General features: G+C 69.2%; 23 protein-coding genes. 10 read left to right on the top strand and 13 right to left on the bottom strand.

Features of this window, described 5'->3' with window-relative positions; all coding sequences use genetic code 11:
- Window positions 1–10: 10 nt before the first annotated feature.
- Window positions 11–526 carry a MarR family winged helix-turn-helix transcriptional regulator gene (locus ACE37J_RS09560; protein ID WP_409710656.1) on the bottom strand — a complete coding sequence of 172 codons (516 nt, stop codon included), beginning with the start codon at window positions 524–526 and terminating at the stop codon, window positions 11–13.
- Between the two features lie 206 nt (window positions 527–732).
- Here ACE37J_RS09560 and ACE37J_RS09555 point away from each other — a divergent pair, with 206 nt between their 5' ends.
- Both ACE37J_RS09555 and ACE37J_RS09550 read left to right on the top strand, forming a co-directional pair.
- Window positions 733–1611, top strand: a complete 879-nt coding sequence (locus ACE37J_RS09555) for a branched-chain amino acid aminotransferase (protein ID WP_409710653.1) — start codon at window positions 733–735, stop codon at window positions 1609–1611.
- A 43-nt stretch (window positions 1612–1654) separates the two neighbouring features.
- Window positions 1655–2230, top strand: coding sequence for an RsiV family protein (locus tag ACE37J_RS09550; protein ID WP_409710650.1), 576 nt, complete (start codon window positions 1655–1657; stop codon window positions 2228–2230).
- A 111-nt stretch (window positions 2231–2341) separates the two neighbouring features.
- On the opposite strand, the gene ACE37J_RS09545 is transcribed toward ACE37J_RS09550, so the two are convergent.
- The 5 genes from ACE37J_RS09545 to ACE37J_RS09525 all read right to left on the bottom strand — a co-directional run bounded on the left by ACE37J_RS09545 (window position 2342) and on the right by ACE37J_RS09525 (window position 7655).
- Complete coding sequence (locus ACE37J_RS09545) at window positions 2342–3013, bottom strand: hypothetical protein (RefSeq protein ID WP_409710647.1); 672 nt, start codon at window positions 3011–3013, stop codon at window positions 2342–2344.
- A 98-nt stretch (window positions 3014–3111) separates the two neighbouring features.
- Complete coding sequence (locus tag ACE37J_RS09540) at window positions 3112–4098, bottom strand: aldose epimerase family protein (protein ID WP_409710645.1); 987 nt, start codon at window positions 4096–4098, stop codon at window positions 3112–3114.
- Window positions 4095–5753, bottom strand: coding sequence for a choline dehydrogenase (gene betA / locus ACE37J_RS09535; RefSeq protein WP_409710642.1), 1659 nt, complete (start codon window positions 5751–5753; stop codon window positions 4095–4097). The genes ACE37J_RS09540 and betA overlap by 4 nt, the downstream gene beginning before the upstream one ends.
- A 3-nt stretch (window positions 5754–5756) precedes the next feature.
- Window positions 5757–6395: a glutathione S-transferase family protein gene (locus tag ACE37J_RS09530; protein WP_409710639.1), complete on the bottom strand. Its 639-nt coding sequence runs from the start codon at window positions 6393–6395 to the stop codon at window positions 5757–5759.
- Between the two features lie 51 nt (window positions 6396–6446).
- Window positions 6447–7655 (bottom strand): BCCT family transporter, encoded by a 1209-nt coding sequence (locus tag ACE37J_RS09525; protein WP_409710636.1) that lies wholly within the window; start codon window positions 7653–7655, stop codon window positions 6447–6449.
- Window positions 7656–7813: 158 nt separating this feature from the next.
- Here ACE37J_RS09525 and betI point away from each other — a divergent pair, with 158 nt between their 5' ends.
- The gene (betI, locus tag ACE37J_RS09520) at window positions 7814–8392 is read left to right on the top strand and encodes a choline-responsive transcriptional repressor BetI (RefSeq protein ID WP_409710633.1); all 579 of its coding nucleotides are present in this window, start codon (window positions 7814–7816) and stop codon (window positions 8390–8392) included.
- A gap of 22 nt (window positions 8393–8414) precedes the next feature.
- On the opposite strand, the gene ACE37J_RS09515 is transcribed toward betI, so the two are convergent.
- Window positions 8415–10016 (bottom strand): calcium-binding protein, encoded by a 1602-nt coding sequence (locus tag ACE37J_RS09515; RefSeq protein WP_409710630.1) that lies wholly within the window; start codon window positions 10014–10016, stop codon window positions 8415–8417.
- A gap of 190 nt (window positions 10017–10206) precedes the next feature.
- On the opposite strand from ACE37J_RS09515, the gene ACE37J_RS09510 reads away from it, so the two are divergent.
- Window positions 10207–11313 (top strand): SMP-30/gluconolactonase/LRE family protein, encoded by a 1107-nt coding sequence (locus ACE37J_RS09510; RefSeq protein WP_409710627.1) that lies wholly within the window; start codon window positions 10207–10209, stop codon window positions 11311–11313.
- A 102-nt stretch (window positions 11314–11415) separates the two neighbouring features.
- Here the strand turns inward: ACE37J_RS09510 and ACE37J_RS09505 are convergent, their stop codons facing one another.
- Window positions 11416–11811 (bottom strand): RidA family protein, encoded by a 396-nt coding sequence (locus ACE37J_RS09505; protein WP_409710624.1) that lies wholly within the window; start codon window positions 11809–11811, stop codon window positions 11416–11418.
- Between the two features lie 87 nt (window positions 11812–11898).
- On the opposite strand from ACE37J_RS09505, the gene ACE37J_RS09500 reads away from it, so the two are divergent.
- Window positions 11899–12645, top strand: a complete 747-nt coding sequence (locus ACE37J_RS09500) for a helix-turn-helix transcriptional regulator (protein ID WP_409710621.1) — start codon at window positions 11899–11901, stop codon at window positions 12643–12645.
- Here ACE37J_RS09500 and ACE37J_RS09495 read toward each other — a convergent pair.
- A complete protein-coding gene (locus ACE37J_RS09495; RefSeq protein ID WP_409710618.1) occupies window positions 12642–13472 on the bottom strand; it encodes a transporter substrate-binding domain-containing protein in 831 nt (276 codons plus the stop codon). The genes ACE37J_RS09500 and ACE37J_RS09495 overlap by 4 nt on opposite strands.
- 68 nt (window positions 13473–13540) lie before the next feature.
- Window positions 13541–14161 (bottom strand): TlpA disulfide reductase family protein, encoded by a 621-nt coding sequence (locus tag ACE37J_RS09490; RefSeq protein WP_409710615.1) that lies wholly within the window; start codon window positions 14159–14161, stop codon window positions 13541–13543.
- A gap of 27 nt (window positions 14162–14188) precedes the next feature.
- Here ACE37J_RS09490 and argH point away from each other — a divergent pair, with 27 nt between their 5' ends.
- From argH to ACE37J_RS09465, 5 genes are all read left to right on the top strand, one after another.
- The gene (gene argH / locus ACE37J_RS09485; protein WP_409710612.1) at window positions 14189–15604 is read left to right on the top strand and encodes an argininosuccinate lyase; all 1416 of its coding nucleotides are present in this window, start codon (window positions 14189–14191) and stop codon (window positions 15602–15604) included.
- Window positions 15601–15726 (top strand): hypothetical protein, encoded by a 126-nt coding sequence (locus ACE37J_RS09480; protein WP_409710610.1) that lies wholly within the window; start codon window positions 15601–15603, stop codon window positions 15724–15726. Before argH ends, ACE37J_RS09480 begins: the two co-directional genes overlap by 4 nt.
- Before the next feature lie 69 nt (window positions 15727–15795).
- Complete coding sequence (locus ACE37J_RS09475; RefSeq protein ID WP_409710608.1) at window positions 15796–16095, top strand: DUF2834 domain-containing protein; 300 nt, start codon at window positions 15796–15798, stop codon at window positions 16093–16095.
- Complete coding sequence (gene lysA, locus ACE37J_RS09470; protein WP_409710605.1) at window positions 16095–17363, top strand: diaminopimelate decarboxylase; 1269 nt, start codon at window positions 16095–16097, stop codon at window positions 17361–17363. Before ACE37J_RS09475 ends, lysA begins: the two co-directional genes overlap by 1 nt.
- Window positions 17364–17381: 18 nt before the next feature.
- Window positions 17382–19997 carry a TIGR02302 family protein gene (locus tag ACE37J_RS09465; RefSeq protein ID WP_409710602.1) on the top strand — a complete coding sequence of 872 codons (2616 nt, stop codon included), beginning with the start codon at window positions 17382–17384 and terminating at the stop codon, window positions 19995–19997.
- A 7-nt stretch (window positions 19998–20004) separates the two neighbouring features.
- Here ACE37J_RS09465 and ACE37J_RS09460 read toward each other — a convergent pair whose 3' ends face one another.
- The 3 genes from ACE37J_RS09460 to ACE37J_RS09450 form a co-directional block, all read right to left on the bottom strand.
- Window positions 20005–20583 carry a class I SAM-dependent methyltransferase gene (locus tag ACE37J_RS09460; protein WP_409710599.1) on the bottom strand — a complete coding sequence of 193 codons (579 nt, stop codon included), beginning with the start codon at window positions 20581–20583 and terminating at the stop codon, window positions 20005–20007.
- A gap of 76 nt (window positions 20584–20659) precedes the next feature.
- Complete coding sequence (gene crtB / locus ACE37J_RS09455) at window positions 20660–21703, bottom strand: 15-cis-phytoene synthase (protein ID WP_409710597.1); 1044 nt, start codon at window positions 21701–21703, stop codon at window positions 20660–20662.
- Entirely contained in the window at window positions 21700–23244 is a 1545-nt protein-coding gene (locus ACE37J_RS09450; RefSeq protein WP_409710594.1) for a phytoene desaturase, read from the bottom strand. Before ACE37J_RS09450 ends, crtB begins: the two co-directional genes overlap by 4 nt.
- Between the last annotated feature and the right edge of the window lie 27 nt (window positions 23245–23271).

The raw sequence follows: 23271 nt of genomic DNA, 5'->3' as shown, positions 1-23271 counted from the left end.
CTACCTCCCGTCATGACCGGCTCGCCCCGCCCACAAGGCGGCGCGCGCCTTCGTCCATCATTCTGTGCAGCACCTCGCGGAAACCTGCAACCGCTTCCGGCCCGGCTTCCAGATAGGCGCGGCGCAGCCGCTCCCGCTGCGTCTCCGACAGCGAAGCCTCGAGTTCGCGGCCGGACTGGGTCAGGTGGAGGATGCGCTGGCGCCGGTCCGCCTCGCCCACGGCCTGTTCCACCAGACCATCCGCGATGAGCTGCCGAAGCACGCGGTTGAGCGACTGCTTTGTGACGCCGAGGAGGTCGATCAGCCCGGCTACAGTCAGGCCGGGCCGGTGGCGAATGAAGTGGATGGCGCGGTGATGCGCCCGCCCGTAGCCTCGCTCGGCCAAGATCCGGTCCGGGTCCCCGGTGAAGTCGCGATAAGCGAAGAAAAGCAATTCTACGCCCGAGCGCAGCTGTTCGTCCGTCAGGAACAGCCTCTGGTCGGCGCGGATCGCCGCGCCCTGCGCTTTCGGGCGCGGCGGGTTCATGCGGTTTGCCTGCTGCACGCGTTGGCCTCTCTGCTCCGTCGTCCTGACTCACATTTTATGTCAGCCTTGTTGACTTAGAAATACCCGAATGCTACGCGATCGACAATCCTTGGGTTATTTCATTTCCCAAAGGGGCCGGTTTGCGAAACTTTCGCGAATCCACGGGGAAACGCTCCGCTGTCCTAGCGGCGAAGAGAGGAAAGAATATGGCCGGCGAAGCCTACGACGACCGCGACGGCGTGATCTGGCTGGATGGGGCGATGGTCCCCTGGCGGGAGGCGAAGGTGCATGTGCTGACCCACGCGCTGCACTATGCTTCCTCGGTGTTCGAGGGTGAGCGGGCCTATGGAGGCAAGATCTTCAAGGGCCACGAGCATTCTCTGCGCCTTCTCGGCAGCGCGGCCGCGATGGACATTCCCTCGCCCTACACTGCTGAGCAGATCGACGCCGCGAAGGAGGCCGCGCTGAAGGCCTCGGGCCTCGCCGACGCCTATGTGCGCGCCTTCATGTGGCGCGGCTCGGGCCCGGACATGGGCGTCTCCGCCGCCCGTAACCCGACGCGAATGGCGGTCGCCGTCTGGGGCTGGGGCGCCTATTATGGCGACGCGAAGATGAAGGGCGCAAAGCTCGACATCTCGAAATGGAAGCGCCCCTCGCCCGAGACGATCCCCTGCCACGCCAAGGCAGCCGGGCTCTACATGATCTGCACCATGTCGAAGCACGCCGCCGAGGCGAAGGGCTGCTCCGACGCGCTCATGATGGACTATCGCGGCTATGTGGCCGAGGCGACCGGCGCCAACGTCTTCTTCGTGAAGCAGGGCGTCGTCCACACGCCCCTGCCCGACTGCTTCCTCAACGGGCTCACGCGGCAGGCGGTGATCGAGCTCCTGAAGGCTCGAGGCGTCGAGGTGGTGGAGCGGCATATCATGCCGGAGGAGATGGAGAGCTTCGAGCAGTGCTGGCTTACCGGCACGGCGGCTGAAGTCACTCCCGTCGGCCAGATCGGGGACTATACCTTCGAGGTCGGCGCGCTGACGCGCACGATCGCGGAGGACTACGAGAAGCTGGTGCGCGGGAACCGGTAAGACGGGGCTGGCGGGTCCGGCCCCGCCATGCTCTCCTTCGCGTATGGTGCGGCTCGCCCCTCTCCTCTTCGCCACGCTCACCGCCACCGCCGCGGCGGAGGATCTTAACGGCTTTCCCGCCTTCGCCGCCTTTCTCGCCGCCGAGAGGGCGGGGGCGAAGGCTGATCTCGAAGCCGCGGGCGCCCGGCCGGTGACTTTCAAGGACGAGACGCGCGGATCCGGCGGCGGCTTTGCCTCGCATCTCAGAACGATCCGCGCGGGGGACGAAATCCTCCTCGAGGCGGCGACATGGGACAGGACCGGACCGGTGCGGCTCGACCGGTTCTTCGACGGGGGCGCGGCGCGGGACGAGGCGCTCGCAGCGATCTCGGCTCATCTTCGCGCGCTGATGGAACGGGAGTTCGGCACGGCTCCCGAGTTCGGACCGCGGATGCAGGCTACGGCTCCGGATGTCGCCGTCCTTTCCAATTTTACCCTGATGGAGGAAGGCGCCGGCCTCGCCTTCCACTTCGCTCCCGGCGAGGTCGCGCCGAAGGACGCAGGGCCGGTCGAGGCGCGGGTTCCGACGGCCCGCTTCGCCCCGCATCTCAATGAGGAGGGACGGGCGCTTTTTCGCTAGTTCGGTTTTCATCCGGACCGGAGCACCGCTCCGGATGAAACACACGACAGCTCGAATCGCCCTCGTGCCTTGGTTTCCGTTCTGGCTGAGTCAGCCGGGAAGGAAACCGATTCAGCCGCCAAGGGCGTTCCAGAGCGCGCTGATCCGGGGGTCGGCGAAGAGCGCCGCTGCGCCGGCGAGCACGCCGCCGATCATCCAGAGGCCGATCCCCGCAAAAACGACCGCAATGGCGAGGACGGCGGCGAGGCCCAAGGTCTCCTCAGGCGGCACACGGCGGTCGTCTTTCACAGCGGGATCGCCGGCGCGGCGATCACGCCCGATAAGAATATTAGCGTAGAGTTCGGCGAGGCCCAGTCGCAACCGGGGGCGCAGGTCCACAGGATGAACGGACCGGATTTCCGAACGCTCGACCGCGACCGCGACCGTCTGCCGCTCCCTCGTCGTGAGGCCCTCCAGCGCAGCATCCGGTATGCGTGCGAAGACCCTCGCCGAAAGGGGCCCGGCTGAGACTTCGTCCGGCCCCTTCAGGAGCGCACGAGCGCCAAACTGCATCACCGTGTAGAGCCGTCGCCCGGACAGGCCGAAGCTCGCCCGCGCATCGAACGCATGACGCACGGCCTCATGCGCCTCGCCGAGAGCCCGCACAAGTTCGGCGCGGGCGGCGGGATGCATCCGGTCGCCCAGCGCCTCCGCCAGTTCGCTCTTCAGGTTCGTCTCGAAGGCGCGGCGGCGGCCGCCCGCCTCCCGCTCCGCCGCCGCCGCGCCGACGCTGTCCACACTCATCGTCATGTCACACCCCCGAGACCACGGCGTCACCATCGCGATTCGCGGTTGCCAATTCGCAAACGGGACTGGCTTCACTGGGGGAAAATCGCGGCCGGTTAACCCCGGGCCGAAAGGCGCAGCCGGGTTTTCTGACGCCAGACCTCGCCGGGCCGCAGCACGACGGAGGGGAAGCCGGGGCGGTTCACCGCATCGGGCCAGAGCTGCGCCTCAAGGCAGAGTCCTGCGCGAGGGCCGGGCGGAACGGCGCCGGGCGCGGCGAGAGCCGGGCCCAATCCGTCCGCCGTGTAGACCTGGAGGCCCGGCGCGGTGGTTTCGACCTCTAGCATGACGCGCCCGGCTTCGAGGCGGGCGGCGGAGGCGGGCTCAGCGCGCGGCGCCTCCGCCAACACGTAGTTTACGTCGATCGAGCGGGCGCCGACGAGACGCCCCTCGCGGAAGTCTTCGGCGGGCGAGACGGCCCGCACGTCGCCCGTCGGGCACATGTCGGCGCCGAGCGGGGTGAGCCGCCCGGCGGCGAGCGTCAGACGGTGATCGTCGATCCGCGCTTCCCCTGACAGATTGAAATAGCTGTGCTGCGCAAGGTTGCAGAGCGTCGGCGCCCCGGCCTGCGCGGTGAGGACCATCAGCAAGGCGCGATCCTCAAGCCGGTACTCCGCCTCCGCCTCGATCGCGCCGGGAAAGCCGCCGGCCCCGTCTTCCTGCCGGATGCGGAAGCGGGCATGCGCGGCGCCGTGGTCCTCCAGCCGCCAGAGCGCGCGGCCGAAACCCGCGGAGCCGGAATGGAGCGTGGCGCCCGGCACGTTCTCCTCCAGCCGGTGCTCCCGCCCGTCGAGCACGAAGCGCGCGCCCGAGATGCGATTGGCGCAGCGCCCGGCGACGGCTCCGACATGCCCGCCGGCCATCGCCTCGTAGTCCCGCAAGGTTGCGAGGCCGAGGACAAGCGAGCGGTCGAGCCCTTCAAGTCGCAGGTCCCGCGTCACGCAGCCCCATTCGATGAACTCTGCGGAAAGCCCGCCTCCCGCGATCCGCACGGCGCGAACGGGTTCGCCCTCCGCCGTCTCTCCGAAGAGGCGCACGCTCACCGGTCGCTCTCCCGCCATCTCGGGTTTATCCACGGGCGGCGGTTCGTGGGCGGCGGCGCCGGGCGGCCGAGGATCAGGTCCGCCGCCTTCTCTCCCGTCATGATCGAGGGGGCGTTCAGATTGCCGTTGGTGATGACGGGGAAGACCGAACTGTCCGCCACACGCAGCCGATCCACGCCGATTACGCGGAGGGACGGGTCGACCACCGCAAGCGGGTCGTCCGCCCGGCCGATGCGGCAGGTCCCGCAAGGGTGATAGGCGCTCTCGGCATGGTCGCGGATGAAGCTGTCGATCTCTTCGTCCGTCTCTACGCCGGCGCCCGGTTGTATCTCCTTCCCGCGCCAGCGGTCGAAGGGCGGCTGCGCGATAACTTCCCGCGTCAGGCGCACGCAATGGCGGAACTCAGCCCAATCCTCTTCATGGCTCATGTAGTTGAAGCGGATGACGGGCGCCGCCTTCGGCTCGGACGAGCGGAGCGTGACGGCCCCGCGGGAGCGGGAGCGCATCGGCCCGACATGGGCCTGAAAACCGTGCCCCTCCGCCGCCGCCTTCCCGTCATAACGGACGGCGATGGGCAGGAAATGGAACTGGATGTCCGGCCATTCCACGCCCGCGCGGGACCGGACGAAGCCCGCGCTTTCGAACTGGTTGGAGGCGCCGGGGCCCGTGCGGCGGAAGAGCCATTCGAGCCCGACCATCGCTTTCCCGAAGAGAGACCAGTGCCGGAAAAGCGTGATGGGCTCCGTGCAGGCCTGCTGGATGTAGACTTCGAGGTGGTCCTGCAGGTTGGCGCCGACGCCGGGCCGGTCCGCGACCACGGGTATCCCCTGCTCCGCCAGATGAGCGCCGGGGCCGATTCCGGAGAGCATCAGGAGCTTCGGAGAATTGAAGGCGGAAGCGGAAAGGATCACCTCCCTCCGGGCGCGGATCACTTCCACAAGCCCGCCGCGCTCGATCTCGACACCGGTAGCGCGCCCCTCTTCGATCAGGATGCGGCGCGCAAGACAGCGAAGGAGCGAGAGGTTCGGGCGCTTCAGCGCCGGCTTGAGATAGGCGTCGGCGGCGGACCAGCGGCGGCCTCGCCAGATCGTGCGCTCCATCGGGCCGAAGCCCTCCGGCTTCTCGCCGTTGTAGTCCGGGGTCAGTTCGAACCCGGCGGCGGCGCCGGCGCGGATGAAGGCGTCGAAGAGCGGATTTTCTCGCCTGCCCCGCGTGACATGGAGCGGGCCCTCGCGGCCGCGCCAGTCCGGATCGCCCTCCCCGTTCCCGTCCCAGGCCTCCAGCCGGTCGAAATAGGGGGCGACCTCTGCGCCGGACCAACCTTCGGCGCCCATATCAGCCCAGCTGTCGAAGTCGCGCGGATGGCCGCGGACATAGACCATTCCGTTGATAGAGGAGGAGCCGCCTATCACCTTTCCCCGCGGAGCGGCGAGCCGCCGCCCGCCGAGATGCGGCTCGGGCTCGGTGCGGTATCCCCAATCATAGAGCGCCATGTTCATCGGATAGGAGAGCGCGCCCGGCATGGCGATTAAGGGTCCGGCGTCCGTCCCGCCGTGCTCCAGCACGATCACGGAATTGCGCCCCTCCTCCGACAGGCGGGCGGCGAGGGCGGAGCCGGCGGAACCAGCCCCTACGATCACGAAATCAGCCTCCATGCGTCAGTCGCGCGCGCGGAGCGGCTCGTAGGAGACCATCGCGTGCTCGGCATAGGCCGGGCGGGCCTTCAGCCGCTCGAAATAGGCGTCAAGATTCGGGGTCTCGGTTCGTTGGAACGGGAAGGTGTAGTAGCGGTATAGGAGCGTGCCCGCCGCGATGTCTGCGAAGGTGAAATCCTCCCCGGCCAGCCACGGCCCGGCGCCGAGGCGCGCGTCGAGGATGCGGGCGACGGGCGCGATGCCCGCCACTCCTGCTTCGAGCGCGGCCTCGCTGCGCTGCGCCTTCGGCAGACGCACCAGATGCTGGAAGATCGGAAAAAGCGCCGGGCCGAAGGTCGTCTTGGCCCATTCCGCCCACATGTCGAGCGGGGCGCGCTTCGCAGGATCGGCGGGCCAAAACGGCTCCGCACCATAGCGCGCCGCGAGATAGCGGAGGACGGCGCCGCTTTCCCAGAGGACGAGGTCGCCGTCGCGGACCGTCGGGACGAGGCCGTTCGGGTTCATCGCAAGGTATTCCGGCGTCTTCGTCCCGCCATAGCTGTGGCCGTAGTCGAGCCGTTGGCATGCGAGGCCGAGTTCCCCGATCGCCCACATGACGATCTGGACATTGGAGGAGGTGGCGCGGCCATAGACTGTGATCATGCAGGTCTCCGGTAGGGACCGGGCGGCGCGCGGCCGCCCGGGCGGTGCGTATCAGTTCACCTTGTCGATTCTGCCAAAGTCCAGCACCCGACCTTCGGGAGAGGACGTGATGGCTGCGACCTGCGCGCGCCTTATGGTCAGGACGTATAACAGACAGGCGAAGTAGATGCCGACGACGATGGCTCCGATCCACTGAATCTGGAGCCATTGCGTCTGGAAGGCGAGAGTGAGGCCGAAGAGCGCGACGACGTTGCCGACCACATAGGGCGCCTTCCCGAAGCGCTGCACGGTGAGATTCAGATTGTCGGAATAGAGCCGGATCAGCGAGTCGAGCGAATTGATGACGAAGGTGACGCCGACGACGATCATGGCGAGGTTGACGAGGCCGGTCGTGTCGATCCCGTTCTCGTGGTAGAAATAAAGGACGGAGAACCAGATCGCTAGCGGGATCGAGGGGATCACCAGCAGCGCGGCGAGCAGCTGCCAGGCCTTCAGCCCGCCGACGAAGCGGGAGGTGAACTGGCCGATCATGATCGACCAGGCGAACCACCAGAAGAGGTAGAACTCGTGGTACTCGTTCATCGGCAGCACAAATTCGTGCAGGTTCGCGAAATACCCGCCGACGTTGGATATGGTCGAGGCGAAAGCCGCAGGTCCCATCCCGCCATAGACGGCGAGGCCGAGGATCAGCGCTGCGAAAAGCCAGACCGAACCGACGGATAGGATCTTCACGTACTTGATGTCAGTCGAGGAATAGGCTGCGGCGAGGATCACCGCAAAGACGATGACGTAAAACGTCGTCACCACGCTCTCCCCATCCCCGATCTCCGGGATGTATGACGGGAGGTAGACTAGGAAGAGACTTGCGGTGAAGGCGCAGGTTCCGATGATGACAATGTTGTTGATGATCCGTACCGCCGGAATCTCGAAAAACCGCACGCGGGGCTCGATCACACAGAAATAGAACGCGGTGAGGAAGTAGAAGGCCCAGATCAGGAAACCCCAGAACCCGAACTCGATCGCGAGCGGGTTGGTGAAGCCGTATTCCGGGCTCGTCGCCGTATCGGCGTAGACCGGGAATTCGCCGAGCGGGAACATGATGAGCCCGACATCGAGGCCGGAGGTGAAGAGGATGGCGATGAAGGTGAAGAGCGGCACCGGCGTCACCCCGATGCAGCGCAGGTTCGGCCATCTCACCACGATGAAGATGACGAGCGCGAAGGCCAGCAGCACCCCCGCGGAAAGTATGGTCGTGAGCATGCAAACCCCCTGTCGAGCCCCTTGGTCCGGGCGGGCCTGTTGCGGCCTCATGACGCACGACTTAGCACGGGCTTGCGTCGGCTTCGACCAATTTCTTGTATGATTATTCAAGTTTTTGAATAGTCGCACAGATATGGTAGCCTCACGATGGAGGCGACATGACGCGAAGGCGAATCCGTGACCTGAGGCACGATGAACTCATCGAGGCGACGATCCGGGCGATTCGCCGCTCCGGCTTCGCTGCAGTCACGATGCAGGAGATCGCGCGGGAGGCCGGCGCCTCCGCGGCCTCCATCAACTACTATTTCGGCACGAAGGAGCGGCTGCTGGAGGCGACAATGCGCCGGCTGCTCGGCGTGCTGCGCGAGGCGACGCTGCGGCGGCTCGCGGAGGCGGAGGGGCCGCGCGCGCGGCTCGACGCGGCGGTGGCGGCGAATTTCGACGATGCGCTCTTCACGCGGGAGCGTTGCGCCGTCTGGATGCAGTTCTGGGCCTTCGCGCCGCATGTGCCCCGCCTAGCGCGGCTCCAGCGGATCAACCGCGCGCGCGTACGCAGCCTCTTCGCCGCCGCGCTCCGCCCACTGCTTCCGGAACGGGAGCGGGAGCGGGCGCGGGCCGCGCTCCAGGCGTGGATGGACGGCGTCTGGCTTGAGGCGGCGCAGGAGGAGGGCCCTCTCGACGCAGCCGCCGTACGTCGCGAGGCGGCGGCCTTTGTCGCCATGACGTTGCGGGAGTGAGGCGGCCCGACACACAAGCGGCTCAAAAGAGGAAGTCGGCCTCGTCAAAATCCTCGACGAACTGGCCCGCGAGCCGCACCGAGCCTGTCGAGTGGACGATGATGGTCGAAAAGCCCTGCTGCGTGATCGTGAGGTCGCCGATCCCTTCGAGGAACGAGAAGTCCAGCCGGTCCGACCCTTGCTGGAAGCCGCGGATGAGGTCCGCGCCGTGATCCGCCGCGAAGACGAACAAGTCGGCCCCTGCGCGGCCAACCAGCGTATCGTTCCCGGCCCCGCCTTCAAGCGTGTCGTCCCCGGCCCCGCCCGCAAGCCGATCCTCACCCGCGCCGCCGCGCAACTTGTCGTCGCCGCGGGCGCCTTGAAGCGTGTCGTCGCCACGGCCGCCGCCGACGAAGTCATCCCCGGCCTGGCCGCGCAGCAGGTCGTTCCCGCCCCCTCCGAGAATCCGGTCGCCGCCGCCGCCGCCGGAAACCGAGTCGTCGCCTCCGCCCGCGCGAATGGTGTCAGCTCCGGACCCGCCCATAATCTCGTCGTCCCCGCGCGCGCCCAACAGGAGGTCTTGCCCCGCACCGCCGAGCAGCGTCTCCGCCGCCCCGGAGCCGCGGATGACGTCATCGCCGGCGAAGCCGGCGACAAGCCGGTTTTCGCCGAGACTGGCCACAGTCAACCGGTCGTCGAGCAGGCCGCCGGCGAAACCGCGTTCCAGCGGCCCTGTCGTAACGCCGCCTGCGTACTCGTTTATCCCGATAACGCCGCCGCCCTGCGCGATCGCGGCGTTGCCGAAATAACCGCCAGCCTCTCCGAACAGGATGGTCGGCCCGGCCTCGCCGAAGCCCGACACAGTCCCCGTGTTGAGCACTCCGACGGCGGCGCGGCCGGCCTCGGGCCGCGCGCCGGCGAGGGCGTAGCTCCCCGTGAAGCCTACCTCGCGGAGCGTAAGGTCGCCCGTATTCAGGATCCCGGCCACCGCCGAGCCGCCGCGCCCGTCGCCTGCGCCCTGGCCGGCATAGGCGCGGACATCGGTGAAGAGCACGTTCTCGAACACGCTCGTTCCCGTCACCACCACGGTCGCCGCGGCTCCGCCGTCACCGTCGATGGCGCCGTTCTCGGCCCGGGCCTCGCCGGGGCCGATGACGACATTGCTGACGCGCGTCTCCCCCGCGCGGGAATCGATGGCGGAAACAGCGATGCCGCCGTCCCGCGCCACGACAGGCGCGCCCGGCGCATCCGGAGCCGAACGGCCGTAGCCACCTACAAGGTTGAGTCCGTTGAGCGTGAAGGCGGGCACGTCGCCGTTCACGGCGAAGATCTGCACGTCGGCCGCGCTTGCGAAGCCGTCGGCGTCAGCGTCGCCCGAAATCGTGATGTCGCCCTCGCCGTCGCCGTCTATGTCGCCGTCGATCGAGAGCGAGGATGAAGAGACGAAAAGCGCGCCGTTCCGCAGCCCGCCTGTCTCGGGCAGCTCCGTCGCCGGGTCGAAATCGAAGAGCCGGATCGTCGCGCCCGAGAGCGCGGGGTCGAAGACGACCCGGTCGGCCTCCACGGTCCCGTTCGCAAGCTCGATGGCGGCGCGTAGCGAGCCCGATCCGCTGTTTGCGGTATTCGTGACGACAATCACGGCCATTACATCGTCCTTCCCAAAGATCTTGCACAGGCGGCCATGCGCAGCGGGCGATCAAACGAAGCGCGTATCGCGCAGGACGTCACTTTAACGACACGGCGACCCGAGGGGTTAATGATTTCTTGACGCGGCGCGATCCTGCGCGCTCAGATTGACCGGGCTCGACCCACAACAACCATAAATGGAGGAAACGATGACCACGGAAGACAAGGAAGAGGCCGCAGAGCGCAAGGCTCTGAACCGCCGCGCCTTTCTCGCCGCCGCCGCCGGCGTGGCGGGGATCGCGGGCATGGCGCCTGAGGCGTTCGCGCGCAATTTTGCTCCCGGCGCGGAGCCGGTCCGCTATCCCGACCCGGACATCATCGCGCTTGACTCGCGCTTCGGCGCCAAGCTCGGCAACACGCCGATCCGGCGGCATCATCTCGGCACGCTCTGGGCCGAGGGCCCGGCCTGGAACGGCGTCGGCCGCTACCTCATCTGGAGCGACATCCCGAACGACGAGCAACTCCGCTGGACGGAGGAGGACGGCAAGGTCTCCCGCCAGTTCCGCTATCCGGCGGGAAACTCGAACGGCAACACATTCGATTATCAGGGGCGGCAGATTTCCTGCCAGCACGGGCCGCGGCGCGTCGTTCGCTATGAATACGACGGGACTGTCACGGTGATCGCCGACAGCTTCGAGGGCAAGGAGTTCAACGCCCCGAACGACGCGGTGGTCCACCCGGAGGACGGGTCGATCTGGTTCACCGACCCCGGCTATGGCGGGCTGATGAACTATGAGGGGAACCGTCTGAACACCGGCTCCGTCCAGCCGATCCAGAAGGAGGCGGTCTACCGGGTGGACGCACAGTCCGGAGCCATCACGAAAGTGACGGACGCGCCCTTCAAGCCGAACGGGCTCTGCTTCAGCCACGACTACTCGATCCTCTACGTAGCCGACACCGGCGTCTCCCACTATCCCGCCGCCGAGAGCCAGATCTGGGCTTTCGACGTGGACGGCGCGACGCTGAAGAATCCGCGTCGCTTCGCCTCGATGACCTGGGAGGGCAAGACCGGCTTCGCCGACGGCATCCGCTGCGACGAGAGCGGCAATGTCTGGTCTTCCGCCGGCTGGGTGGGCGACGGATATGACGGCGTCCACGTCTTCGCGCCGGACGGGGAGCGGATCGGCCAGATCCGCCTTCCGGAGATCTGCTCCAACGTCTGCTTCGGCGGCACGAAGCGGAACCAGCTCTTCATGACGGCGAGCCAGTCGCTCTATTCCGTCTTCGTCGAGACGAAGGGCGCGCACATCACCTGATGCGCAAGGCGCGCGCCCCCGCCTGCGGGAGGGGGCGCGCGCATCCGCCCGGCTTCGCGGGCGGGAGACGGCGGGCTCGCCGGCGGAGCCGTCGCGGCGGCTTCAGGCCACGGCGGTCGCTTCGATCTCGAACATCAGGCCGGGAACCGCCAGCCTCGTGACGCCAAGCAGCGTCATCGGCGGAGCGGAGCCCGCCGCTCCGAAGCGCATGCCGAGAAGATCGAAGTTCTTCAGCGCCTCGTCGACGTCGGTGGCGAAGACGCCGAGCCGGACCACGTCGCCGAGGCCCATGCCCGCCTTGGCGAGGACAGCCTCCAGATTGTCGAGCGCGAGGCCGATCTGGCCGCGCATGTCGCCCGGATGCTGCGGCGCGCCCTCGGCGTCGACCGCGGTCTGCCCCGCGCAGTAGAGGTGGCGGGCGGCGCCCTCGACGCTTTCGGCCTGATTGTAGCCAAGCTTCAATGACCATTCCCACGGATTCACGGCTGTGCGTCGCATTGAGTGAGTCTCCTTTTCTTCGTTTGCTCGCTCCGCCTAGCCTTCGATGGCGCCATATTCTGTCACCGAAGATGGTATCGTCACGCCATGAACATCCGCTCCCGACAGGACGCCATCGTCCGCAGCCTCCGCCGCGCCGGGTCAGCGACGGTCGGCGAGCTCGCGGCGGAGGTCGGGGCGTCGAGGCGAACGGTCCTCCGCGATATCGCCGCGCTGCGCGACCAGGGGTTCGTCATTCATTCCGAGGCCGGCCGTGGCGGCGGCCTCCAGCTCGATCCGCAGTCGGTGCAGACGACGGCCCGGCTCGCGGTCACGGAGGTCTTTGCGCTCCTGATCAGCGTCGCCGCCATGCGCGCGGCGGGTAACCTGCCCTTTTCCGGCCTCGCGGACGCTGGGCTCGCCAAGATCGAGAGAGCCCTGCCCCCCGACAAGCTGCGCGACCTGCGCCGGTTTCTGGCCTGCCTGCACATCGGAAAACTCTCTCCGCAACAGCACCTTTCGGACATGGGGCCGATCGACCCGGCCCTCCTGCCCGCCTTCGAAACGGCTTTCCTCCAGCGCCTGCGGCTGAGGTTCCGCTACCGAGACGCCGGGGGGAGCGAGACGAGGCGCGAGGTCGAGCCGCAGGCGATGCTGATCCTGCCGCCGCTCTGGTACCTGGTGGCGTGGGACCCGGCGCGTGAGGACTTCCGGCATTTCCGTATGGATCGGGTCAGCGAGCCGGAACCGGTCGAAGGGGCGGGCTTCCGGCAACGGCATGTGCCGTTCGAAGATGATGTTTGCCCCTATTCAGACCTGCCTCGCTGGAACGGTTCCGGGCCGATGAGCGCCTAATCCGGCAGCGCCACCAGCACATAGAGAAACGCCGCGAACTCCGAGAGCGCGAACTCGCCGAGCTCCGCCTCGATGTCGGAAAACACCTCCTGCGTTAGGAAGGCCGCGGAGAGCGCACGGTCCACCTCAAGCCTGAGCCGCCGCTCCCCCGCCGCCATCGCCAGCGAATAGGGCTCGTAGGAGAACTGGTCCGGCAGGACGCGGATCGGGATCAGACGGTCCTCCCGCTTCAGGACGGCGAGCTGGTGCAGGAGGAGGCCCTGGTCGCCGAAATAGGCGTCGATCTCCCCCCGCGCCAGCGCTTCGAGCCCGGCGCGGTGCGAGTCGAACCGGGTCACCGGCGAGCCGCCGGGGGCGCCCCATTCCACCGCCATCGCCACGCCCGTCGTCCCGTTCAGGGCGCCGACCGGCTGGCCGGCGAGGTCCGAGAGTTCCTGCACGCCATCGCGGCGCAGCGCGGCGCCGATCCCGTCCATGAAATAGGGGATCGAGAAGTCGAGCCGTTCGCGTCGCGCGAGCGTCTGCGTCATCGGCCCGCAATGGACGTCGACGAGGCCCTCCTCGACGGCGGAAAAGCGCGTCGCCGCATCCACCGTCACCCAGCTCACCGCGAGCGGCTTGCCGAGGCGCTCCGTGAGGGAGGCGGCGACGCGGAGGCAGAGCCGCGGCGCGAGGCCCGCCGCCTCCCCCGCCTCGTTCCGGTAGGAGAAGGGCGCGGAGGCCTCCCGCACGCCGAAGCGGATCTCGCCGCGCTCGGCGATCCTGTCCAGCGCGTCCGCGAATGCGGGGGGCGCGGCGAGGAAGAGGAGGGCGAAAAGGATGCGCATGGTGGGCTCCGCGGCTGCTTTCCGCAGAGCATAACCCGGATTCGCGGCGCGCGAAGGGCGAAGACGCCTCAGGAGGCGGGCGAGTCGAGCGCTTCGATGATCGCCTTCAGCATCGCCTTCGCGCGCTCCGAATCCCACTCCGCCTCGCCCTGAAGCCGGGCGACCTCCCTGCCCCGCCGGTCCAGCACCAGCGTCACTGGCAGGCCGAGAATGCCGCCCTCCGCCCCAATCCGCATCGTCGGCTCCCGATAGACCGCGAGGTTGGAGACGCGCCATGGCGCACTTTCCGCTTGAGGCACCTCGGCGTAAAAGGCCTCGATCCGCTCCGTCGAGGCGCGGTCCATCGAGAGCGCGACGACCTCGAACCCCTCCCCGCCCATTTCCGCCTGAAGCCGGTCGAGCGAGGGCATCTCCTTGCGGCAGGGCGGGCACCAGGTGGCCCAGAAGTTGAGGAGGACGACCTTCCCCTCCCAGTCCGCGAGCGTGCGCGCCTCGCCCGAACCGGTCTCGAACGCGGTCTCCAGCCGGGGGCGCGGGGCGTCATGGATGATCAGCTTCTCCATGTCCCCCGTCCGCGACGCCTTCAGCGCCGCGATCTCCGCCGCGTCCAGCTCCGCCGCGGCGGGGGTGGCGCCGAGGGCCGCCGCGCCGTATAGCATCGCCGCGAAAAGACCGCGCATCATCCGCATTCCGCCTCCTTCGACCCCCGGGGCCGCATGACCAAGTCCGATCCTCATTCCGGCCGCAACGCGCCCGAAAACGCCATGTGGGGCGGCCGGTTCTCCGACGGCCCCGACGCGATCATGGAGGAGATCAACGCCTCCATCGGGTTCGACCGCCGCCTCGCGCGCGAGGATGTGGCGGGCAGCCGCGCCCATGCTGCGATGCTCGCCAAGGCGGGCGTTATCACAGATGCGGACGCGGCGGCGATAGACCAGGGGCTGCTCACGGTCTTGTCAGAGATCGAGGAGGGGCGCTTCGCCTTCTCCCGGGCTCTCGAGGACATCCACATGAACGTGGAGTCCCGGCTCAAGGCGCTGATCGGGGAGCCGGCGGGGCGGCTCCACACGGCGCGGAGCCGGAACGACCAGGTGGCCGTCGATTTCCGCATGTGGGTCCGGGCCCGCTGCGACGAGGCGATGGCGGGGCTGGAGGCGCTGATGCGCGCGCTCGTCGCACAGGCGGACGGGCGGGAGGGCATGGTCATGCCCGGCTTCACGCACTTGCAGAGCGCGCAGCCCGTAACCTGGGGCCACCACATGATGGCCTATGTGGAGATGTTCGGGCGGGACCTATCCCGCTTTCGCGACGCGCGGGCGCGGATGAACGAATGCCCGCTGGGCGCCGCCGCGCTCGCCGGCACGTCCTTCCCCATCGACCGGGAGATGACGGCCAAGGCGCTCGGCTTCGACCGGCCGACGGCGAACAGCCTCGACTCGGTGGCCGACAGGGATTTCGCGCTCGAATATCTCGCGGCAGCCTCGATCACAGCGACGCATCTCTCCCGCCTGTCGGAGGAGCTGGTGATCTGGTCCTCCGCCCAGTTCCGCTTCGCGCGGCTTTCGGACCGGTTCACCACCGGCTCTTCGATCATGCCGCAGAAGCGGAACCCGGACGCGGCGGAGCTGGCGCGGGCGAAGGTCGGGCGCATCCTCGGCGCCTTCGTCGCGCTCTCGACCGTGATGAAGGGCCTCGCGCTGACCTATTCGAAGGACATGCAGGAGGACAAGGAGCCGGTCTTCGACGCGGCGGACAGCCTCGCCCTCGCCCTCGCCGCGATGACGGGGATGCTTGGCGACCTCGCGCCGAACGAGGCGCGGCTGCGCGAGGCGGCGGGCGCCGGTTTCGCCACGGCGACGGACCTCGCGGACTGGCTGGTGCGCGCGCTCGGCCTGCCCTTCCGGGATGCGCATCACGTGACCGGGGCGCTGGTGAAGAAGGCGGAGGACCGGGGCGCGGAGCTTTCCGACCTGACGCTCGAAGAGATGCGGGCGGTGGAGCCTCGGATCACCGAGGCGGTCTTTTCCGTTCTCAGCGTTGAGGCCTCCGTCGCCAGCCGCATGAGCTATGGCGGCACGGCGCCGGCGCGGGTGAAGGAGCAGGTCGCCCGGTGGAAGGAGCGACTGGCATGAACCCGAGGCTCAGAAACATCCTCATCATCGTGATCTTCGTCGCGATCTCCGCCGCGCTGATGGGCTCCTGCGGGCGCAAGGGCGAGCCGGCGACGCCGGAGCCGGCGGCCGAGACGGAATGAATGGGCGCCGGCCCGCCCGGCGCTAACTGATGCGGGGCCGCGACGGGCGGCGCGATCCGGGGGCTTCCGATGCGAACCATCTTCCTTCTCCTCGCCATTGTCGGCGCGATCGTGCCGATGTTCTATTTCGTCAGCTGGTTCAACGAATTCGGCTGGAGCCTTGGCGCGATGGTCGAGGCGTGGAACGTGAACGACGCGACGACGGGGCTCGTCTACGACCTCACCATCGCTGCCGTCGCGCTCACGCTCTTCGTGATCTGGGAGACAGTCCGGAACCGCCGCTGGATCAACCTTGTCGCCATTCCGGCGACCTTCTGCATCGGCGTCTCCTGCGGATTGCCGCTCTATTTCTGGCTCCGGAGCCGCTGATGGACCATTTCGACTGGCGGGGCGGCGCGCTCCATGCCGAGGACGTGGACCTCGCGGAGATCGCCGCTTCGGTCGGCACGCCTTTCTACTGCTATTCGACAGCGACGCTGGAGCGGCATGTGCGCGTCTTCGACGAGGCGCTCAAGGGTATGCCGCATCTCGTCTGCTATGCGATGAAGGCGAATTCCAACCTCGCCGTGCTCCGCGTGGTGATCCGCGCCGGGGCCGGCTGCGACGTCGTCTCCGGCGGGGAACTTCGGCGGGCGCTTGCGGCGGGTTGCCCGCCGGAAAAGATCGTCTTTTCAGGCGTCGGCAAGACGACGGAGGAAATCGCCCTGGCGCTCGACGCCGGCATTCGCCAGTTCAATGTCGAGAGCGAACCGGAGCTTGCGGAAATCGACCGCATTGCGCGGGATAAGGGGCTCCGCGCGCCCGTCACGCTGCGCGTCAACCCGGATGTGGACGCGAAGACCCACGCAAAGATCAGCACCGGCAAGGCGGAGGACAAGTTCGGCGTGCCGATCTCCCGCGCCCGCGCGATCTACGCCGCCGCGGGGAACATGGCCGGGATCGCCGTCGTCGGGATCGACGTGCATATCGGAAGCCAGATCACGACGCTGGAACCCTACGAGGCCGCCTTCCTGAAGGTGCGGGAACTGGCGCTCGCGCTCCGCGAGGACGGGCACGACATCAGGCGGCTCGATCTCGGCGGCGGGCTCGGCATCCCCTATCGCCGCGCCAACGAGGCGCCGCCGCTGCCCTTCGACTATGGCGAGGTGGTGCGCCGCACAGTGGGCGATCTCGGTTGCGAGATCGAGGTGGAGCCGGGGCGGCTCATCGTCGGCAACGCCGGCGTGCTCGTCAGCCGCGTGATCTTTCGGAAGTCCGGCGAGGGGCGGGACTTCCTCATTCTCGACGCGGCGATGAACGACCTGATCCGCCCCGCTATGTACGACGCATGGCATGACGTGGTTCCGCTCCGCCAGCCGGCGCCGGGCGCTCCTGTCGCGCCGGTCGATCTCGTCGGGCCGGTCTGCGAGAGCGGGGACACGTTCGCGCGCCAGCGCGAACTGCCGCATCTGGAGGCGGGGGACCTCGTCGCCTTCCGCTCGGCGGGCGCCTATGGCGCGGTGATGTCGTCGGAATACAACAGCCGGCCGCTGATTCCGGAGGTGCTGGTCTCCGGCTCACGGTTTGATGTGGTGCGCCCGCGCCCCACATATGATGAAATGCTGTCGCGCGAGCGGATTCCCGACTGGCTCGCCTGAGCGGAAAGGAGCGGGCGCATGGCGGAGAAGACGCGGCTTTCGACCGGAACGACGCTTCTCCTCGCCCGTGCCTCGGTTGAGCGCGAGGCGCGGAAGGCCGCGCGCGCGCTCTGGCTCGAAAGGGGCATCGCCGCGTTCTGGCCGGTCTGGGCGCTTGGCGCGCTCTTCGGCGGCCTCGTCCTCCTCGGCGTTCCCGCGCTGCTGCCGCCGGCCGGGCATGCCGCGCTCCTCGCCGGGTTCGGAGCGGCGGCGCTCTTCTTCCTCGTGCGCGGCGCCATGGGCCTTCACCGGCCGACGGAGCGCGCCGCGCTGGCCCGCCTCGACGAGGGCGTTCCCGGCCGCCCGGCGCAGAGCTATTCCGACCGCCTGGCCGCGGGCGCCGGCGATGGCGGGGCGGAGGCGCTATGGGCGGCGCATCAGCGCGCGCTGGCGGCGCGGGCGGCCGCGCTCCGCGCCCGGGCGCCCGATCTCCGCGTCTCGGGCCGGGACCGCTACGCCCTCCGGCATGGCGGGCTCATCGCGCTCGCCGCGGGCGCCATCGCCTTTTTCGCGGCGGAGGAGGGTTCCGCGGTCCGGCTCGCCGACCAGCTCAGCCCCGGCGCTCTCACGCCTTCCGCCCCCGCGCCGGCACCGACGCTGGAGGCGTGGGCCTCTCCCCCCGCCTATACCGGGGTCGGAGCCGTCTATCTCACCCGGCTTGAGCCGGGCGCGTCGGTCGCGCTCCCTGCGGGCTCCGAGATCACGCTCCGCGCGTTCGACACCTCGGCTCCGCCCGCTCTCGCCGAAGGGGTGAGCGGCGCGGCGGCGGCCTTCGCTAATCAGGGCGCCGGCGTCTATGACGCCGCGTTCGTCGTGAAGGCCGACGGCGAGGTTCGGGTGACCGTGGGCGAAGGAACGCTCGGGGCCTGGACGGTGACGGCGATCCCGGACATGCCGCCCGAAATCTCTTTCGACGGACCGCCGGCGGAGGGGGAGCGCGGCGCGCTTGTCCTCGCCTATCGCGCGTCCGACGATTACGGGCTCACCGAGGCGCGGGCGAACATCGCGCTCGACGAGGCTGAGGCGGCGGCGCTTCTCGGGATCGAGAGCGCGGGCTCCGCCTTTCCGCCGATCTCCCTGGAACTGCCGCTGCCCGCGGGCTCGGCGGCGCAGGAGGTTGCGGAGTCCCTTGTGGAGGATCTGACCGAGCATCCGTGGGCCGGCCTCCCCGTCCTCTACCGGCTCGAAGGCGAGGATGCGGCCGGACAGATGGCGGAAGCCACGCTCGCCGCGACGCTGCCGGCCCGGCGCTTCTACCATCCCGTCGCCAAGGCGCTGATCGAACAGCGCCGGGCGCTGGCCTTCTCCGCCGCAGCCGCGCCGCGCGCGCTCGACGTGCTCGAAGCGGTGATGATCTTCCCGGAAGAGATCATCGACGACGAGACCGGATTTCTTCTCGCCCGCATGGCGGTTCGCCGGCTCGGCTATGCGCTCGAGGACGGGCGGCTGGCGGAGGAGACCGAGTCCATCGTCGATCTCCTCTGGCGCGCCGCGCTCAGACTGGAGGACGGGGACCTCGCCAATGCGGCGGAGCGGCTCGCCCGCGCGCAGGAGCGGCTGAAGGACGCGATCGAGAACGGCGCCTCGGACGAGGAGCTGGCGCGCCTGATGCAGGAACTGCGCGAGGCGATGCGGGACTACATGCAGGCGATGGCGGAGGAGATGCTGCGCGACCAGGCCAACGGCCAGCAGCCGCAGCAGGCGCCGCAGGACGGGCAGACGCTCTCCCAGAACGATCTCGAACGGATGCTGCAGGAGCTTGAGGAGGCGATCCGCAACGGCCAGCATGAGCTGGCGCGCCAGATGCTGCAGGCGCTGGCGGAGATGATGCAGAATCTCCAGATGGCGCAGCCCGGGCAGGGCCAGCCCGGCGAGGGCCAGCAGATGATGGACCAGATGGGGGACATGATCGGCGAGCAGCAGGGCCTCGCCGACCGCTCCTTCGGCCAGTCGCAGCCCGGAGAGGGCCAACCCGGCGAAGGCCAGGGCGAGGGCGAGGGCGCGCATCGCAACCAGGGCCAGGGCGAAGGCGAGGGCCAAGAGGGGAATCGACAGGGCCAGCGGCCGGGCCAGGGCCAGGGTCGCGGCGGACAGCCGGGCGACAGCCTCGGAGACATCGCGCGGGACCAGCAGGCGCTCCAGCAATTGCTGGACGATCTTCGCGGGAATGTCCCCGGCTCCGTCGGAGAAGGCGCGCGCCGCGCGCTCGAAGAGGCGGATCGCGCGATGGGCGATGCGGTGGAGAACCTCGAACGCGGCGACGCGCGGGGCGCGGTCGACGACCAGGTGCGCGCGCTCGACGCGCTGCGCGAAGGCCGCCGCGAGATGGGGCAGGATCTTGCCGAGGCCGAGGGTCGCGGCGAGGGCGACCAGGCCGGGCGCGACGGCCGCGGGATGGACAACGAGCGGGAGGATCCGCTCGGCCGCCCCCGGGCCTCTGACGGGCCGATGGACGGCGAGAGCGTGGAGGTTCCCTCCGCCACGCTCGGCAAGCGGGCGCGCGAACTGCAGGAGGAAATCCGCCGCCGCTCGGGCGAGCGGGAGCGCCCGGCGGAAGAGCTCGATTACCTGGAGCGGCTGCTGGACCGGTTCTGAGCCGGGCTCAGACCGGCTCGGCGCAGAACTGCCGCACCTCCCCGTCCAGCAGGAGGCGGATGCGCCCGGCCTTCGCGAAGTCCTGCACCGCGCGCCAGACGCCATGGTGCCGGGCCTCCGGATCGGCGACGTAATCGTCCCCGATGATCCGCCCGCCGGGCTTCACCTTCTTCAGGCACCATTCGAGCTCGGCCATCGTCGCCTCGTAATTGTGAGAGGTGTCGATATAGACCCAGTCGAGATGATGATCGGGAAGCGTCGCGAAGAACTCCCCGCTGAAGGAGACGCGCGGCTCCACGAGGCCCGAGGCGATCTCGGGCGCGAAGGCGTCGAGGATACGGCGGAAGGCGGCGAGGGTGGAGCGCTCCCCCTTCGCCCAGCGCCATTCCGGACCGAGCCGGTACCAGGGATCGACGAGATAGATCTTCGACGGGGCGGAGCCGAGGAGATGCTCCGCGAACGTGCCCTTGAAGACGCCGACCTCGGCGCCGACCCCGCCCTTTGCGAGAAAGGGCGCGATGGCGCGCAGGCGCCGCTTGCAGCGCATCTGCGTCGCGCTCGGCTCGTCCTCGGTCAGTATTCTCACGCCCCGCTCCCTCGCCGCGCTCTGCCCGCGTCGCCCTAGCGCGCCCGCGCGGGGAAGAAAAGGCGAAACGGATCGGTCAGACGGCGCGGGGCCCGTCCTCCCCGCGGCGGGCGCGGTCCCGCGCCTCGAGCTGGGCGAGAACCTCGATCAGCGCACCCGCCCGCCCATCGCCCCAGAAGCCCGGGGCGGCGGGGCGGCGCGCGGCGGCGGAGACGAGATAGGCCGTCTCCGCCGCAGGCGCGGCGAAGATCGTCGCCGGGCGGGGCATGATCGCCGTCGCCGCCGTCCGCGCCGCGGCGCCGGCGAGCCAGAGGAGCTTTTCGCCCTTCGTCGTCCGGGCGCGCCTCGTGACGCTGTCGAACCCGGCGGCGGCGACCTTCAGGCCGATCCCGCGATAGATGCGCCCGGCGGCGAAGATGCCCGGGCGGCAGGCGAGCGGCAGCCCCTGCACCCCCGGATCGGCCCGGAGATAGAGCCGCTCCGCCTCCTTCAGCAGCCGCGCGACGACGGAGCGGAGGGCCGGCGTCGCGGAGGGCGCGGCGAGGAAGGCCTCCGGGTCTATCCCCGCATCCGCCAGCCAGTCGAGCGGCAGGTAGAGCCTTCCCTCCCGCGCATCCTCGCCCACGTCGCGCGCGATGTTGGTGAGCTGCATGGCGAGGCCGAGATCGGCGGCGCGGGCGAGCGTGTGCCTGTCCCTCACCTTCATCAGCACGCACATCATCACGCCGACGGCGGCGGCGACGCGCGCGGAATAGTCGAGCAGGGCGGAAAGATCGGCGCAGCGCCTGCCCATCGCATCCCAGGCGAGGCCTTCGAGCAGCGCCTCGGGCAGCGCGCGCGGCATGGCGAAGTCCTCCACCACGGCGGCGAAGGCCCGGTCCGCCGGAGAGTCGAGCGGCCGACCGGCATAGACGAGCTCCAGCCGGTCCCTGAGGCGGAGCACCGCGGCGGCCTTGTCGCGCCGCAGGTCCACCGCGTCGTCGGCGAGGCGGCAGAAGGCGTAGAGGGCCAGCGCCGGGTCCCGCACCGATGGCGGGAGCAGCTTCGAGGCGGCGTGGAAGGAATGCGAGCCGGTGCGGATCGCGGCGCGGCAGGCTTCGAGATCCGCCGGCGCGATCATCTTACCGGCGCCGCGTCGGGGACGAGCTTCGACAGCACTTCGGCCGAGGCGATGACGCCCGGCAACCCCGCGCCCGGATGCGTTCCCGCGCCGACGAGATAGAGCCCCTTCGCTTCCTCAGAGACATTGTGGGGCCTGAACCAGGCGCTCTGGAAGATGCGGGGCTCGATGGAGAAGCCGGACCCGAGCGGGGAGAGATACCGGTCCCTGAACGTCTCGGGCGTGAAGACGAGGCTTTCCGTCACGCGCCCTTTCAGCCCGGGCAGGAGCCGCTCCTCCAGCACCGCCTCGACCTTCCGGCGATAGGTCTCGGCCTCCCGCCCCCAGTCCACCCCGTTGTCATGGCCGAGATGGGGGACGGGCGAGAGGGCGTAGAACGTGTCGTCGCCCTCGGGCGCGGCGGTCGGGTCCGTCACACTCGGGCGATGGACATAGAGGCTCATGTCCTCCGCCAGCCGGCCCTTCATGAAGATGTCGTCGAGAAGCCCGGCATAGCGCGGCCCGTTGAGGATCGTGTGGTGGCCGACATCCGGCCACATGCCCTTCGTGCCCTTCGTTCCGAAGTACCAGACGAAGAGACCCATGGACCAGCGCGCGCGCTTCAGCTTCGCGTCGGTCCAGCGCCGCTTGCCGTGATTGCGGAGAAGGCGCGTGTAGGTGTGCCCCGCGTCCGCGTTGGAGACGATGAGCGGCGCCTTCAGCACCTCTCCGCCGGTCAGTCGCACGCCGGCGGCGGCGCCGTTCTCGATGAGGATCTCGTCCGCCTCCTCTCCGAGCAGGAGCGCGCCGCCCTGATCCTCGATCACCCGCGCCATCGCCTTCGCGATCGCCGCGACGCCGCCCATCGCGTAATGCACGCCGAAGGCGGCTTCGAGATGGCTGACGAGGATATACATCGACGTGACGTGCAGCGGGTCGCCGCCGATGAAGAGCGGATGGAAGGAGAAGGCCATCCTGAGCCGCTCGTCCCGGAACCGCCGGGCGGCATGGGCGTGGACGGAGCGGTCCGCCCGCAGGAGCCCGAAGGTCGGCAACACCTTCACGAGATCCCAGAGGCGGTTCATCGGCCGGCGCCCCAGGTCCTCGAAGCCGAAGCGGTAGCGCGCCTGGCTGTCCTTCAGGAAGCGCTCGAAGCCCTTCAGGTCGCCGGGAGAGAGCCGCTCCACCTCGGCGCGGAGCCGTTCCCGGTCCCCCGTCGCGGCGAAGGCGGAGCCGTCTTCGAAGCGGATTTCGTAGAAGGGGTCGAGCGGGCGGAGGTCCACGTCCTTGTCGAAGTCCCGCCCCGTCGCCGCCCAGAGTTCGCGGAAGACCTGCGGCACGGTCACGATGGTCGGCCCGAGGTCGAAGCGGTGGCCGCCCCGGCTTATGGAGGAGCCGCGCCCGCCCGGCATGTCCAGCCGGTCGATCACCGTCACCCGCCAGCCCTTCGCGCCGAGGCGCATGGCGGCGGCGAGGCCGCCGAGCCCGGCGCCGATCACGATCGCCCTCCCGCGCCCGTCCAGTGTCGGCGCGAGCGCCTCGGGGTCGACTCTTGTCACCATGGGGAGAGGGTATATCTGTAAATCTGA

The organism is Pikeienuella sp. (assembly GCF_046290545.1).
Classification (GTDB): Bacteria; Pseudomonadota; Alphaproteobacteria; order Rhodobacterales; family Rhodobacteraceae; genus Pikeienuella.
The sequence above is the reverse complement of the archived record's forward strand: the minus strand, read 5'-3'. Positions and strand labels throughout refer to the sequence as shown.